Origin of the sequence: Chryseobacterium sp. POL2, assembly GCF_011058315.1 — a bacterium.
Classification (GTDB): domain Bacteria; phylum Bacteroidota; class Bacteroidia; order Flavobacteriales; family Weeksellaceae; genus Soonwooa.
This window is the reverse complement of sequence record NZ_CP049298.1, coordinates 223,353-239,347: the sequence shown is the minus strand read 5'-3', so window position 1 is coordinate 239,347 and position 15,995 is coordinate 223,353. Positions and strand designations below refer to the sequence as shown.

Genomic DNA, 15,995 nt, shown 5'->3' with positions numbered 1-15,995 from the left:
AATAGTATTTAGTAACCTGGATTTTGGTAAGCAGCTTCTTCTGCAGCACTCATTTCCATATAATCAAACTGACTTTGCGGAATTGGTCTTAAATAGTGATGCGCTTGGATATTTCTGTTAACAACTTGAGGGCTGTGATTACCATAGTTATTACCACCAATAGAGTATGTTTTTGCATATTGTTCCCATCTTTGGGTACGAACAAGATCATACCAACGGTAACCTTCACCATAAAACTCTCTAGAACGCTCTGCTAAGATATAATCAATATCAATAGAAGCGGGTGTTGCAGCAATCATCTCTGCGCTAAAATCAATATTTTTAGCAATATTTCCATTATTATCCCATCTCCATTTTCCAGCTCTTGCTCTTAGCACATTCACAAGTTCGCGTGCAGATTTTGCTCCAGCAGCACCTTTAACAGCAGCTTCGGCAGCAATTAAATAAAATTCAGAAAACTTTGCAGCATATCCTGGTCGGGTGAGCCCTGCATTTGGGTAGCCTAGACCATTGGGATCATCTGTACGATAGGTTCCTAGCTTCCATAATGAAGGATATGCAATTCTGCTAATTCCACTGGTATGAATTACAAAATCGGCTCTGCCAGGCAATTCTCCTGCGCCAACATTGCTTTTTCCTGCGCCAATTGGGTAGATAATATTATCGGCTTGAGAATCATCAGACAAGAAAGATAATACAGCATCTCCAGGATGAATCTCCAAGTTGTTAGCATTGTAAAGTTTTGTATAGACTTGTCCATTGCCGTCTTTGAGACCTGCTTTGTCCCAATTTGCCCGGAATACCATTTGGAATGTACCATCGAAACGAGAATCATGAGTTTTGTCTGCAAAGGTATTTTTAATAGCTTCAATAGTTGGCGCCATACGTGTCCATGGACGTCCCAAATCTTGAGTTGCAGCACGTTGTACAGAACTTACTGCAGTCCAAGAAGTTGCCGAAGAACTACTTCTAATGTTGGTATAATTCCAAGTACTAATCCATGTAGCAAAATTATCTGGCGACCAACCTGAGGCAAAACCAAATGGATCACCTTCATTGTAAAATGATGAACTTTGTGTATGATCTGCATAAAGCATCGTTTCACTATTTCTGTCATTCGCTCCCAAATTCACATCATAATAAGTCGGTTGCAATGCATAAGGTCCTGGATTATTAATAGCTTCTAAAGCTACATCATAAGCCTGCTGAAAATACCATTGTGCTGATTGTCCGTTGGGATCTGTTCTTGAAGTTTCGGGGTAAGTTGGAATGTTATTGGGATTTTGCAACCACCAAGCATAAGTTAAATAAGCTTTTGCTAAATATAATCTTGCAACATTTTTTGTAACACCTCCTGTCACACGCGGGCTAACAGGTAGATTATCAATAGCCGTTAATAAATCTGGAAAAATAGCTTTGGTATAAACTTCTGACACAGTATTACGTTTCGAAGATGTTGATGCGCTGATGTTAAATTTTAAATCTCCAGAGCCTAAATCTAATGGCACGCCACCATAAGTCTGTACTAATAAGAAATAATCAAAAGCTCTGAAAAATCTAGCTTCCGAAATTAGACTTTCTTTAATTCCGACTGTAGGACCATTTTGAATAATGCCATTAGCAGTATTAATGTATGGAAAAACAGCTGCCCAAACCATACTAGAAGGGAAAGAACTTGGTGTTAAATTGCCGACACCTGAGAAGTCTAAATCTTTAAAATTATTATCGGCACTCTGGGCATAGGTCAACTCATCTGTCCCGCCCATAGTTGTACTCATGTAATATCCATTACCATAAAGCAATCTCAAATGGCGGTACAATGCTGTAACACCTTGCTGAATTCCTCTTTCAGTATAAAAATCTTCGGGTGTATATATCCCTTTTGGCTCTTCATCTAGGATATCATTACACGCTGTGGTAAGTGTTAAGGAGGCTAAAAGCACACCTAGAACTAATTTTTTATTAATGTTAATCATGACTCGGTCGTTTAGAAAGTTAAATTAATACCCATTAAAAAATTACGAGTGGAAGGATTGGTTGCTCCAATCACTAATTGTCGGGATTTGAAAGCTGTATTGACGGCTTGGTTTTCATTACCTCTTGAGTTTGGCTCTGGATCCATGCCTGATTCTTTATGGTATGGTGAGAAAAATACAAACGGATTCTGAACGGTTGCATATATGCGTAAGCTGCTTAATTTTAAGTTTTCAAGAAAATATTTTTCGAAATTATAACCTAATGTAATGGTACGAATCTTTAAATAAGATGCATCGAAATAACCCAATGTCGATCCATATTTAGGATTATCATTACTTGTAATGCCTCCTGGTTTAGGATATCTCACATTTGGATTTTCTTCGGTCCAATAGTTGACATCTACTTGTCCTCTTCTACCGTTCAACATATTAAGATAACTAGAAGAACCATAAAGTGTACTGATTAAAACACCTCCATGCTGGAAGCCTCCTACAACACCAAGGTCAAAATTTTTGTATCTCCATTTTGAGCTAAAACCTCCTTGCCAATCTGGATCCGTATCAATTACCTGCAAATCTTCTGTACCTATCGCTCTAACAGGTGTACCATCTGCATTATAAGCGCCAGTATATAGAACTTTAATCATCCCGACGTTGCCTCCTGGCTCAAGGACACTTAAATAAGGATCCCCATTTTGCCATAATCCAATATTTTGATAATCAAAAATTGCATTAATGTTATGTCCTACAAACCACAAGTTACCTTCGTCTCTTAATTGATTAGAGTTCAGTGCAACAATTTTGTTTTTGTTTGAATAGAAATTGACACCTACATCCCAACCAAAATCATTATTATTAAAGATGACACCATTCAATGAAATTTCAAGTCCTTTATTTTCGGTACGTCCTACATTTGTCGTTACTCTCTCTGCGCCAGCAGTTGGTGGAAGTTGTTTAGATAATAGAATATCTTTTGTCTGCGTGTTATAATATTCTACAGTCCCTGTTAATCTATTATTAAAGAAGCCAAAGTCAATACCATAATTCCAAGTTTCTGAAAACTCCCATCCCAAATCTGCATTTGGTAATTGTGTTACATAATTACCTACGGTGTAAGAATCTGTCCCAGAATCTCCAAAATTATAAGGAACTGTGGATAATAATCCCCATGTAGAATATGGACCTACCGCTTGATTAGAAGTTTCACCATAACCTACCCTGAATTTTAATTGGCTAATATATTTGCTATCAACTAGAAAAGATTCATTTTTCGCATTCCATCCTGCAGAAATCGCTGGATATGTATGCCATTTGTTACCTGGAGCGAGAACGGAAGCCGCATCAGATCGCATTGTAGCCGTTATCATGTATTTGTTATCGTACTGATACATAAAGCGACCCATCCAAGATATTAAGCCAGTTTTATAATAATTTTGATTTTTTGGATCAATGGTTACTTCTCCTTGGGCATGTCCTAAGTTAAAGTATTGAAAGGCATCAATTGGGACATCTTTTGCTGTAATGTAGGAAGAATTAAAGCTTTTCTCTTCAGCAGAATACAAAGCTGTTAAGTTAATTTTGTGCTTCCCAAAGTTTCTATCATAAGTTAATAAGTTTTCTAAAACCCATTGTGTCATATTAGAACGACCTATTGCAGCACTAGAAATTGATGACGGATTTGTGTTAAAAACTCCCGTACCTACATAAGAACCAGAATCTGTCATTCTAAAATTAAGACCGACATTCAAACGATATTTCAGACCTTTAATTCCTGGAATTGATAACTCCCCAAAGAAATTATTATATGAAGCAAAGGTCTTTGTTTTATCAACATATCTATCACCTAATGCGTTTAGATTATCTTTGGAATATACCCAGTTTTGATCAGCTCCGGTGTTCAGTATTGTTTTTCTTGTTCCATCCTCATTATACGGGTTGCCAATTGGAGAATATTGTAAAACATTGCCTGCATTAAGCCCATTAGCATTATTAACTGAGTAATTATTATAAGTTGATACCCCTACTCGAAACAATGATCCAATCTGTTGATCTACGGATGCCCGCATCGACAAACGTTCATAATATTGTAATGGGACTAAACCTTCTTGCTTATAATATGCTAATCCTGTACTATAGCTTCCTCCGTCTGTACCAGCAGTAACACCAATGTCATGACTGGTGATCATTCCTGATTTATAATACATATCTTGCCAATCTGTATTCAAACCACTTTTTTCATCTGGCCCATTTGTAAATTTATCAGCTAAAGTTCTCAAAACCTCAAATTTTGGTCCATCCATCATTGGATATTTTGAAAACAGCGTTTGCACGCCAGTGTATCCATTATATGAAAACCTTGGCTTTTGATTTTTGGTTCCACGGTTGGTTGTGATAATTATTACCCCATTAGCACCTCGAGATCCATAGATAGCTGTAGCAGAAGCATCTTTAAGAATATCAAGACTTTTGATATCATTCGGGTTAACATCCGCTAGAGAACCCGCAAACGGAATGCCGTCTAGCACAATAAGTGGATCATTACTTGCTGTTAAAGACCTTGTCCCCCGAATTCTAATTTGCTGTTCTGCACCTGGTTTGCTGGACAATCTTCCTATTTCTACACCTGGCAATCTTCCCTGTAAAGCCTCCGAGATGTTTGCTGATGGCACCTCTTTCAAAGCGCTTCCACTTAGTGAAGATACAGAACCTGTAACAGCTTCCTTCTTTTGTTGTCCATAACCAATTACAACTACTTCATCAATCTTTTGTTCCTTCTCCAAAGTGTCTTTTTTAGCTTGCGAATAAGCCAAACCAGTCGGCAACAAAGCCATTGCAAAAAACAATGCTGCTTTGTTCGGTTTTATAAAATGAAATTGATTCATAATTAATATTTTTTAATGATTGTGAATTTGACCTTCAGAATAAAATTTTTAAAAGATATTTTAATCCAAAGTCTCTTGGTTTATATTAAATGTGCATGTTGACAATCGCTTCAAAAAGTTCTTGTCTTCCACTTTTTGCCTGAGGCTCTCCTGTTTCGTGAGCAATTTTTTGAAGGTCAAGAAGGCTAAGTTTTCCTTCTTCAAAAGCTTTTCCGTTTCCAAAGTCAAAAGAGCTGTAACGTTCTGTACGAAGTTTATTATAATCTGAGTTTTCCAAAACATCAGCAGCAATCAAAAGTCCTTTCGCAAAAACATCCATTCCAGAAATATGAGAAATAAATAAATCCTCCATATCTACAGAATTACGACGAATCTTAGCATCGAAATTAATACCGCCAGAACCAATACCACCATTTGGGAGAATCGCTAACCAAGCCTGTGCTAGTTCAAAATAATCAATCGGGAATTGGTCTGTATCCCATCCATTTTGATAATCTCCTCTATTGGCATCGATAGAGCCAAGCATGCCGGCGTCAATAGCCACTTGCAGTTCGTGCTCGAAAGTATGACCAGCCAAAGTTGCATGGTTGACTTCTAGATTTAGTTTAAAATCTTTATCCAGTCCATAATGTCTTAAGAATCCAATTACTGTTTCTGCGTCATAATCATATTGATGTTTTGTAGGTTCCATAGGTTTGGGTTCTATCAAAAAAGTCCCTTGGAATCCTTGTGAGCGTGCATAATCTTTAGAAATTGTTAAAAAGCGTGCAAGATGCTCTTTTTCACGTTTCATATTGGTATTTAGAAGTGTCATATAACCTTCTCTACCACCCCAGAATACATAGTTTTCGCCACCCAAAGCTATCGTGGCGTCTATAGAATTTTTCACCTGCGTGGCAGCACAAGCTACGACATCAAAGTTAGGATTGGTAGAAGCGCCATTCATATAACGTTCGTGTGAAAAAACATTAGCTGTACCCCATAATAATTTGATTCCAGAGGCCGCTTGCTTTTCTTTTGCATAATCTACGATGCTTTGCAAATTGGATTCATATTCTTTCCAATTGTTGGCAGGATCTACTAAATCTACATCATGGAAACAATAATGCTCGAAACCAATTTTGGTCATAAATTCGAAAGCGGCGTCCATTTTGTATTTTGCCCGGCTAAGCGCATCAGAACCTACATTCCAAGGGTGGTGGATTGTACCACTACCAAATGGATCGCTACCGTCTGCGCATAAGCTATGCCACCAAGCCATTGCAAAACGCATCCATTCCTTCATAGGTTTTCCCATGACTGGTCTGTTAGCATCGTAGTAACGAAAAGCCATTGGGTTTTTGCTTTCTTTACCTTCAAATTTGATTTGTTGAATTCCAGGAAAAAACTCTTTTGTTCCTTTTAAAATGTTCATAATGTATGTTTTATATTTCTTAAAAATGTTTATTAAATTTTGACATAACTGTAGCTGCTCACCAAGTTTTTACACTTGTAAGTACAATCATTCATGTTTGTTTTTTTGATTTTATAAAGCCGCTTGGAGATGTCTCATCCAATGGGTATAGGCTTCTATATATTGTTCTCTTTTTTCTGTTTCAGGTTCAATAATTGCGATTTTTTCGAGGGATGCAAAAGCTTCATCAGAATTGGCATAAAAGCCAATACCAATACCAGCACCTCTCGCAGCACCTACCGATCCATCTGTATCGTACAATTCTATAACCGCATTACTAACACTTGATAATGTTTGTCTAAAAATAGAACTCAAAAACATATTGGCATTTCCTGCTTTTATGACTTTGATATCCATGCCCATTTCTCGCATGATATTCATCCCATATTCATAAGAAAATACAATACTTTCCTGAGCTGCTCGTAGAATATCACCTTTGGAATGAATATTAAAATTAATCCCATGAATGGAGCAATCTGTTTCTTGATTTTCTAAAACTCTTTCTGCCCCATTACCAAAAGGAATAATACTAATGCCTTTTGATCCAATTGGCGAGAGGGATGCCAGCTCGTTCATATCACCATAAGACGATAAAGAGGTTGCAAAATTATGTTTCAACCAAGAGTTAAGAATCCCAGTTCCATTAATACAAAGCAAAACACCAAGTCTTGTCAATTCTTCTGTATAATTAACGTGAGCAAAAGTGTTAACTCTCGATTTCGGATCATAATCTAATTGGTCCAAAACACCATATACCACGCCAGAAGTTCCTGCTGTAGAAGCAATCTCTCCTGGATTAAACACATTGAGAGACATCGCATTATTAGGCTGGTCGCCTGCACGATAAGATATCGGCGTTCCTGCTTTTAGTCCCAACTCAACAGCGGCTTGTGCAGATACTTCTGCCTGGATACCGAAGCTAGGTACAATCTCGGGAAAGAAGCTTTTCGGAATTCCGTAAAAGTTAGTCACATCTTCGGAAATACATTGGTTTTTAAAATCCCAAAAAATACCTTCTGATAATCCTTCAATTGTAATTCCTGTTTGACCAGACAATTTCATAGCGATATAATCGCCTGGCAACATAATTTTATCTATCTTATCAAAAACTTCGGGCTCGTTTTCTTTTACCCAAGCCAGTTTTGACGCTGTAAAATTACCTGGAGAATTAAGTAAATGGCTTAAACATTTCTCGGTTCCAATTTGTTGAAAAGCTTTTTCTCCATACGAAACCGCGCGACTATCGCACCAGATGATAGATGGTCTGAGAAGATTTTGATCTTTATCAACCAAAATCAATCCGTGCATTTGCCAGGTAATACCAATAGCTTTGATGTCCTCAGCATCTACTCTCGATTGCTGCATTACAGACTCGTTCGCTAATTTAAGATTGATCCACCAGTCAGACGGATTCTGCTCTGCCCATCCTGGTTGATTGGCAATTATTTTCATCTCTTTTTTTGGAGAAAAATCAGACGCTATAATTTTCCCGCTAGAAGCCTCAATAAGACTTACTTTAACGGAAGAACTACCAATATCATACCCTAACAAATACATATAGCGTTAAAAATTTATTTAATAAGTTTTGTATTATTCTTTTTATAAATCTTTGGATCAAACTTATAATATCGTGCTGCACGATGGGCTACGTTGGTCTCAATTTCATCCAAAGCAATAATGTAATCAAAAGCAGCAATCTTTTTATGAAAGTTCTTAATATCAATTTGTTTTTCACTCAAAGCATTGTAGAGTTGAAACAATTGTCTAATAGTAAATTTCTTTGGCAACAACTGGAAAATAATCGAAAAATCAGACTCTATCCATTTTCTAATTTCTACAAAAGATTCCGTAATAATTTTATTATGATCAAAAGGCAACTCTGGCACCCGATTGATTGGGAACCAGTCAACAGTATCATATTTTGAACTATTAATTTTATGATCTATCTTACAAAGAGACAAATAAGCCACTGTAATAATACGATCAATATTGGGCTGATACTCTTGTGCCATCCAGTTAATATCCGCTTTACTACTTGCGCGATTGGGATCCGCAAAACATTTAAACTGTTTAAGAACCATTTTTTTGATACCTGTCAATTCATGCAAAACCCTTTGCGCCGCATCATCAACATCTTCATGACTAAAAATAAGACTACCTGGCAGTTTGCGTTGTGACTTCTCCTGAGAATTGGCACCATGTTTTTGCACCAAAAGAATATTGAGTTGATTTTCGTGATCGAAGCCAAAAACGACACAGTCGACAGAAACATAAGTATGTATAAAATTCGGTTTCATTAATTGTTAACATTTACGTAACATTACAAATATAAAAATTCAATTCATATAAAAAAATATTTATTCATTATTATCTATAAATCAATACTTTAGTTATCGAATTTACATGATAAGATTAACATTAAAAATATGATAAGCTTATCTTATAATACATGATATATTTTTTTAAAAACAACTTATAAATGAAGATATTGAACTCTTTTTTTAATATTCAATTCTAGTTCTAGAATAATTATAATTTTATGAAAAGCATATTGCTATTTTTTTATACATTTTTAATAAAAAATTATAAATAATTAAAGAAATGAATTAAAAATTGAGCTAATTATATGAATTAAAAAAACAAAAAAAGCTTCAAATTAATAAGAACGACAAAATTGAAATTAATTTCATTCTTTTATCTCACGGAAATTAAGTCAAAAAATTCAATATTATAATTTAACAATATTTAACCTCAATACGGCCTAAAACGTCACGTCCAAAACAAACTTATTGCGTAATTTTATAGCTTTCAAAAACAAACAAAACAATGTTAAATTTCGAATTTAAAAATCCTACAAAAATTATATTTGGAAAAGGCGAAATCGCAAAGCTTTCTCGCGAAATTCCTAAAGATGCTAACATCCTAATGGTGTACGGTGGCGGAAGCATTAAAAAAAATGGCGTTTACGAACAAGTTATCGCTGCTTTGGAAGGCTTCCAACTTACAGAATTTGGAGGTGTACCCGCTAATCCAGAATACGAAGTCCTGCTTGAAGCTCTTAAAGTAATTAAAGAAAAAAACATTACGTATATTCTTGCTGTTGGTGGTGGATCGGTGATTGACGGTGTTAAGTTTTTGTCTGCTGCTGCTAATTACGAAGGCGAAGCTTGGGATATTTTATCTAAAAGAATCGTAACCAAAGAAGGCCAAGGTATGCCATTTGCGAGTGTATTAACTTTACCTGCGACCGCTTCAGAGATGAATTCGGGAGCAGTTATCTCTCGTCGTGCAACAAAAGAAAAACTAGGAATGGGGGGCCCAGGATTATTTCCTCAATTTTCAATTCTAGATCCAGAAGTTGTACGATCGATTCCTAAAAACCAAATCGCAAATGGCATTACAGACGCCTACACCCACGTTTTGGAGCAATATATGACTTATCCAATTGGCGCTGCTTTGCAAGATCGTTTTGCCGAAAGCATTTTGAAAACTTTACAAGAAATTGCACCTAAAATGATGGCTGACGGATTTGATTATGAAGCGGCTTCAGAATTTATGTGGAGCTGTACCATGGCTCTTAATGGTCTTATCGGAAAAGGCGTTCCTCAGGATTGGGCGGTGCATAGCATGGGGCATGAGCTGACGGCACAATATGGTATCGACCACGCCAGAACTTTAGCAATTGTTGCTCCCCAACATTACCGTTATTATTTTGAAAAGAAAAAAGAAAAATTAGCGCAATACGCAGAACGTGTATGGAACATCACGGAAGGTTCTATCGACGAAAAAGCTCAGAAAGCAATCGAAGCGATGGAAGACTTCTTCCACTCTTTAGAAATAAAAACCAAACTTTCGGAATATACCGATGCTTACGAAGGCACGGCAGAAAAAATACAAGCGGCTTTCGAATCTCGTGGTTGGCTACTTGGTGAAAACCGAATGGTAAGTCCTGCCGATGCTAAAAAGATTGTAGAAATGGCTTATTAAGTTTTTTAATTATAATAATACAATCCGCGCCCGAACTTTGTTCGGGCGCGGATTGTATTTAAGTATTTATTTTTTCTTTCGAGATTTCGTTTTTTGTTTTTGTTGTCCTCTGTTGGCAGGTTTTGTCTTTGGCGGTTTTCTTTTTGTAGGTCCACCAAGATTGACTTTTTTATTTTTGTCTTTCTTCTCATGAAAAGCACCTCCACCTTCTTGGATTTTTACTACTACTGGATTTTTCATGATGACAACCTCTTTCTCAGCTTCAATTTTGACATCTGAAAGTTTAACCTCAGCAGGGAATTCGGTTTTGGAGACTTCTTTATTCATTAACACTTCAATATCAAGCAGCAAAGCTTCTTCTTTCGGCGTATAAAAACTTATAGCAATTCCCTCTTTATCTGCACGTCCTGTTCTACCAATTCTATGAATATACTGTTCTGGAATATCAGGAATCTCGAAGTTGAACACATGCGACACATCCGGAATATCAAGACCGCGCGCCATAATATCGGTTGTAATAATTCCGCGAAGTTCATTATTCGAAAATTCCTCCATCACACGCAAACGGAAATTTTGAGATTTATTGGAATGTATCACGCCAAACTGCTCTGGAAATTCTTCATCAATTTTAGTAAAGATTAAATCCGCATGGCGTTTGTTATTAGCAAATATCAAAATCTTTTCAAAATCATTTTCTTTATTGAGATAGTGAATTAAAAGATTAAGCTTTGTGTTAAAATTCTGAACAGGTACTACGGATTGCGCAATTTTCTCCAACGGCGTCCCCGATCTTGCCAACGAAATTTCTAATGGATTTTTGAAATATTCGGTCAACATTTCGTCCACCTGATCAGTCATGGTTGCCGAGAACAAAATATTCTGACGTTTTTCACTCATCATCGTGAAGATATTCGTGAGTTGTCTTTTGAAACCAAGACTCAACATTTCGTCGAACTCATCAATGATAAGTTTTTTTAAATCTTTAAACTGTATCACGTTGTCAATCGCCAAATCCATCACACGACCTGGTGTTCCCACCAAGATGTCAACGCCCCCTTCGTAGATATTTTTTCTTTGTGTATTGATGTTAACGCCACCATAGACGCCCATTACTCTAGCATTTATAAATTCGGTCAATTGGTTCAGTACTTCCGTAACCTGAACCACCAATTCTCTTGTAGGAACTAAAATTAAAATTTTAGGTTGATCCGTTTTAGAATATTTGTACTCTTTAAGAATTGGTAAAAGATAAGCTAAAGTCTTTCCTGTACCCGTCTGGGCAATTCCCATAATGTCGCGACCAGACAGAATCGGAGAAAAACTTTTGTACTGTATAGGTGTAGGCTCGGAAATATTTAACTTTTCCAAAGCTTCGTTGAGGGCTTTTGGCAACTCAAAGTCTGCAAAACTTGGTTTCATTCCGCAAAGATAGCTTTTTTTGAAAAAGCATTTTTTAATTAAAAAACATCTAATTTAATTTTAGGAACACATTTTGAATATCAACAAAAAAATAACATTATGATAAACAAAAACGCACTAAAGAAATTAAGAAACATCAGTCTTCTTTCAGTTAGTATTATAACTTTAAGTTTGACTTCTTGCAAGTCAACACCAAAGTCATCATTCTCTGATGAACACAACGCCAAAAATTCGTTAGACTATAACGGTATCTATAACGGCGTACTTCCTTGTGCTGACTGCGATGGCATCGCGACAAGTGTATACATTAATAAAGACAACACTTATGTTTTAAAACAAAATTATCAAGGAAAAAGCACCACAACTATTCTTGAAGAAGGAAGCTATTCTTGGAACAACGAAGGTAATACAATCACGCTAAAACCCAAAACGAAAAATGGGCAAACTCTGAAGTTTTTCATTAGTGAAAATCGCATATTCATGCTGGATCAAGATGGTAAAAGAATTACAGGTTCTCTAAAAGACCATTACACCTTAACAAAAAATTACGCGACTATCTTTGACAAAAAATGGAAATTAAAAGAAATGTACGGCATCCAATTTGACAAGTCGAAAACTACAAAAAAAGAAGGCTATATCAGCTTTGATGACAAAACAAAGCGTTTTACAGGAAATGCAGGTTGTAACCAGATGAACGGCGGGTTTGACATTAGCGCTGACAACAAAATCGATTTTATGCAAGGCATCTCTACGATGATGGCTTGTGAGAACATGGAAGCAGAACAGTCTTTTGCAAAAGTTCTAAAAAATGCTAAATTTTACGAACTCCAAAGCAACAAATTATTCCTACTTGACAGCAACAAAAAAGTAATTGCCAAATTTGTAGATTAATAAAACCATCAAACAATACAAACCAAAAGCGCACTCCTAAGATTGCGCTTTTTTATCATCTTTTGGTATTTTCAGAATAATACGAAAAGTCGTGCCTTTGCCAATTTCGGAATGCGACACTTTTATTTCGCCATTATGATATTCGTGAACAACACGGTGTGACAACGAAAGCCCAAGTCCCCAACCCCGTTTTTTTGTGGAATATCCTGGTTTAAAAACCTTTCTGGTTTGGCTTTTTGACATTCCCGACCCATTATCTTTTACGTCTACAAAAACATTTTTTCCTTTTTTATAAAGTTGGATTTCCAATTTCCCTTCACCTTTCATCGCATCAACAGCATTTTTAACAAGATTCTCGATAACCCAACTCATTAGGATTTGGCTATGTGGAACCATGACATCTTCATAGGTTTTCTGAAATGTAAAATCCACTTTAGTAGAAATTCTCGTTTTAAGGTAATCGTAATTCTGCTGCAAAGTCTGCGTCAAATCTCTATCATTAAGCGTTGGAATAGAACCGATTTTCGAAAATCGCTCCGAGATGGTTTTCAACCGCTCAACATCTTGTTCCAACTCTTTCACCCCAAGGCTATTCTCATCTTCCAGCTTCATAATTTCCACCCAACCAATCATCGAGGACAAAGGCGTCCCAATCTGGTGTGCTGTTTCTTTTGCAAGTCCAGCCCACAAAAAACCCTCATCCGTTTTTTTCAATGTTCTTAAAAACCAAAACGAAAAAGCAATATAGCCACCAATAAATAATGCCAAAATAAAAGGATAAAACCTTAGATTATTCAGCAGTTTTGAATTATCATAATAAATAAACTGATTGTTATATTCTGGCAACTGTATCTCAAATGGCGGATAGCGACTTTCCATCTGCCGCATAATTGTTTTCAGCTTCTCTGGATCTTCCAAGACTTCTTTAGGAATATTCCGGCTTTCAATCAAATTGCCTTTTTTATCTGTCAAGATAAACGGAATATCTTCATTCTCATTTATCACATTCAGCGATAATTCGTTAAGACGATAATCAAAATTAACATCTTGCATATACTTCATCGCCGTCGCAATCGACTGGATACGTCCCGTTTCTTTCTCCCGAAGATAATTAATCATCACAGACGATGCCAACACAATCCCAATAACCACGGCAGTTAGCATCGTGTAGATAATCCATTTATTAATCTTAGAAAATAAATATAGCCTTTTCATGAGCTACGAATTTAATTATTTTTTTGGAGCTAATCCCGCTATCCGCTATATCTTTTCTGGGCGCCGCCTTCCCCAACCAAAACGGCACCCAAAAAAGGATGCCGCTTCTATCGGGGCTAAGATGCCCAGTTTGTTATAAAGTTTCTTTCAACCAATCGAAAAATTCTCTTTGCCATACCAAGCCATTTTGAGGATGCAGTACCCAGTGGTTTTCGTTCGGGAAATACAAAAATTTAGTTTTAAGACCTTTCAACTTTGCAGCTTGGAAAGCCTCCTGTCCTTGCTCATAAGGCACACGGAAGTCGATTCCGCCTTGGATAATCATAATAGGCTTATTCCAGTTTCCTACTTTTTTAATCGGATTAAAATCGGTGTAAGCTTTTGGTGTCGGATTTTTCCAATAAGGTCCGCCCAAATCCCAATTTGCAAACCACAATTCTTCAGTTGTTCCGTACCAAGATGTCATATCGAACAAACCATCGTGCGCGATAAAAGTCTTGAACCTGTTCTCATGTACGCCAGCCAACATAAACACCGAATAGCCACCGTAACTTGCACCAACAGCCGCAATTCTGTCATTATCAACATAAGGCAAAGTTTTAGCAAAATCGGTTGCTGCTAGATAATCACGAATCGGTTGTCCACCCCAATCTCCAGAAATCTCCTCGTTCCATTTGGTTCCCCAACCTGGCATACCTCGACGGTTAGGCGCTACGACGATATAATCATTAGCCGCCATCAAAGCAAAATTCCATCTTACTGAGTTAAACTGTGTCAAAGCCGATTGTGGCCCACCTTGGCAATACAAAAGAGTTGGATACTTTTTGTTCGGATCGAAGTTCGGTGGATAATGGAACCAAACACCCATTTCTTTTCCATCTGAAGTTTTCACCATTTTCAGCTCAGATTTTCCTTGAGCCAGTTTAGCATAAGTCGCTTTGTTAACATCGGTCATTTTTGCCAATTGACCTTTCTTTAATTCAACACTATAAAGATCAGCATTGTGATTAATATCTACTTTTGAAACTACTAAACCATTTTTATTTTGCGCATAGATATCATTAACATCAAATTGTCCATTGGTAACTTGGGTCACTTTTGCGGCTTTTGTATCCACACCAAACAATTGTTTTGTCCCTCGAAAAGCTGCTGTGAAATAAATACTTTTAGAATCTTGACTCCAAAAAGTAGAACCAGAAACGCTTTCGTCCCAAGATTGCGTTAAATTTTTTTTAGTTTTAGACTGCCAATCCATCACAATAATGTCGTTTTTGTCGGCTTCATAACCATCGCGAGCCATGCTTAGCCACATCAGCGATTTGCCATCTTTACTAAAACTTGGTGCCACATCATAACCCATCATTCCGTCTGTAAGATTGATAGTTGCGCCAGTTGTTAAGTTATATGCAAAAATATCGGTATTGGTACTTTGCGCATATTCTGCGCCACTTTTGGCTTTTGTCACATATAATAATTCTGTAGAATCTGGACTCCATACAAAATCCTCACTCCCACCAAAAGGCTTTTGTGGCGAATCGAATTTCTTTCCTTCCAAAAGATCTTTCGCCTTATCCACAGCATCGCTAATATTAACAACAAAAACATGGTTGTACTTGCCTTCGTTCCAAGCATCCCAATGACGATGGTTGAGGTCGGTATAGATTTGGGCGGTAGATTTTGGCGTATCTACATATTTGTCTTTTGCCATAAGCGCTTCTACCAATACCGCTTTGCTGAACGCAACTTTCTTCCCATCGGGAGATATCACAATATTTTCGGCATCTTTACCAATGCTATAAAAATCTGACCAGGTTTTTCCAGAATCTTTAGAAATAAGGATCTTTTCGCCTTCTAGGGCATAAAGTCCATTTTTGTCCCATTGGATAATGGCTTTTTTACCAAAGTCTATCTTGTCTGCTGACTGATTTAGCAAATTCAAGAAGTAAGTTGTTGAATTTGATTTTTCGGTTTTAAGGTCTGTTTTGCTAAGTTTATAAATGAGAGAAGCTTGGTCTGGAGAGACAGCCTGAACACCTAATCTGTTAAGCGTCCACAAGATTTCGGGTGTTAGATTTTGTTGTGCATTCATCATAAAGGGCGCTGCTAACGCAACTAATGTATGTTTTAACTTCATGAATTTTTTATTTTTTTGGAACAACGAATTTATTAAAT

10 protein-coding genes are annotated in these 15,995 nt (G+C 36.8%); 2 read left to right on the top strand and 8 right to left on the bottom strand.

Annotated features, from left to right (window positions below):
• Positions 1–8 precede the first annotated feature (8 nt).
• From G6R40_RS01005 to G6R40_RS00985, 5 genes are all read right to left on the bottom strand, one after another.
• Positions 9–1,976 (bottom strand): RagB/SusD family nutrient uptake outer membrane protein, encoded by a 1,968-nt coding sequence (locus tag G6R40_RS01005; protein WP_165130702.1) that lies wholly within the window; start codon positions 1,974–1,976, stop codon positions 9–11.
• Positions 1,977–1,987: 11 nt separating this feature from the next.
• The gene (locus G6R40_RS01000) at positions 1,988–4,858 is read right to left on the bottom strand and encodes a SusC/RagA family TonB-linked outer membrane protein (RefSeq protein ID WP_165130700.1); all 2,871 of its coding nucleotides are present in this window, start codon (positions 4,856–4,858) and stop codon (positions 1,988–1,990) included.
• A gap of 85 nt (positions 4,859–4,943) precedes the next feature.
• The gene (xylA, locus tag G6R40_RS00995; protein ID WP_165130698.1) at positions 4,944–6,272 is read right to left on the bottom strand and encodes a xylose isomerase; all 1,329 of its coding nucleotides are present in this window, start codon (positions 6,270–6,272) and stop codon (positions 4,944–4,946) included.
• A gap of 111 nt (positions 6,273–6,383) precedes the next feature.
• Positions 6,384–7,868 (bottom strand): xylulokinase, encoded by a 1,485-nt coding sequence (locus G6R40_RS00990; protein ID WP_165130696.1) that lies wholly within the window; start codon positions 7,866–7,868, stop codon positions 6,384–6,386.
• 14 nt (positions 7,869–7,882) lie between these two features.
• Positions 7,883–8,608: an NUDIX hydrolase gene (locus tag G6R40_RS00985; protein ID WP_165130694.1), complete on the bottom strand. Its 726-nt coding sequence runs from the start codon at positions 8,606–8,608 to the stop codon at positions 7,883–7,885.
• A gap of 529 nt (positions 8,609–9,137) precedes the next feature.
• Between G6R40_RS00985 and G6R40_RS00980 the strand changes: the two genes are divergently transcribed.
• Positions 9,138–10,298 carry an iron-containing alcohol dehydrogenase gene (locus tag G6R40_RS00980; protein WP_165130692.1) on the top strand — a complete coding sequence of 387 codons (1,161 nt, stop codon included), beginning with the start codon at positions 9,138–9,140 and terminating at the stop codon, positions 10,296–10,298.
• 66 nt (positions 10,299–10,364) lie between these two features.
• Here G6R40_RS00980 and G6R40_RS00975 read toward each other — a convergent pair whose 3' ends face one another.
• The gene (locus G6R40_RS00975; protein ID WP_165130690.1) at positions 10,365–11,717 is read right to left on the bottom strand and encodes a DEAD/DEAH box helicase; all 1,353 of its coding nucleotides are present in this window, start codon (positions 11,715–11,717) and stop codon (positions 10,365–10,367) included.
• Positions 11,718–11,816: 99 nt separating this feature from the next.
• On the opposite strand from G6R40_RS00975, the gene G6R40_RS00970 reads away from it, so the two are divergent.
• Entirely contained in the window at positions 11,817–12,608 is a 792-nt protein-coding gene (locus G6R40_RS00970) for a copper resistance protein NlpE N-terminal domain-containing protein (RefSeq protein ID WP_165130688.1), read from the top strand.
• Between the two features lie 36 nt (positions 12,609–12,644).
• Here G6R40_RS00970 and G6R40_RS00965 read toward each other — a convergent pair whose 3' ends face one another.
• Both G6R40_RS00965 and G6R40_RS00960 read right to left on the bottom strand, forming a co-directional pair.
• Positions 12,645–13,823, bottom strand: coding sequence for a sensor histidine kinase (locus G6R40_RS00965; RefSeq protein WP_165130686.1), 1,179 nt, complete (start codon positions 13,821–13,823; stop codon positions 12,645–12,647).
• A 133-nt stretch (positions 13,824–13,956) separates the two neighbouring features.
• On the bottom strand, positions 13,957–15,957 hold the full coding sequence (locus G6R40_RS00960; RefSeq protein WP_165130684.1) for a S9 family peptidase: 2,001 nt from the start codon (positions 15,955–15,957) through the stop codon (positions 13,957–13,959).
• Positions 15,958–15,995: the final 38 nt, after the last annotated feature.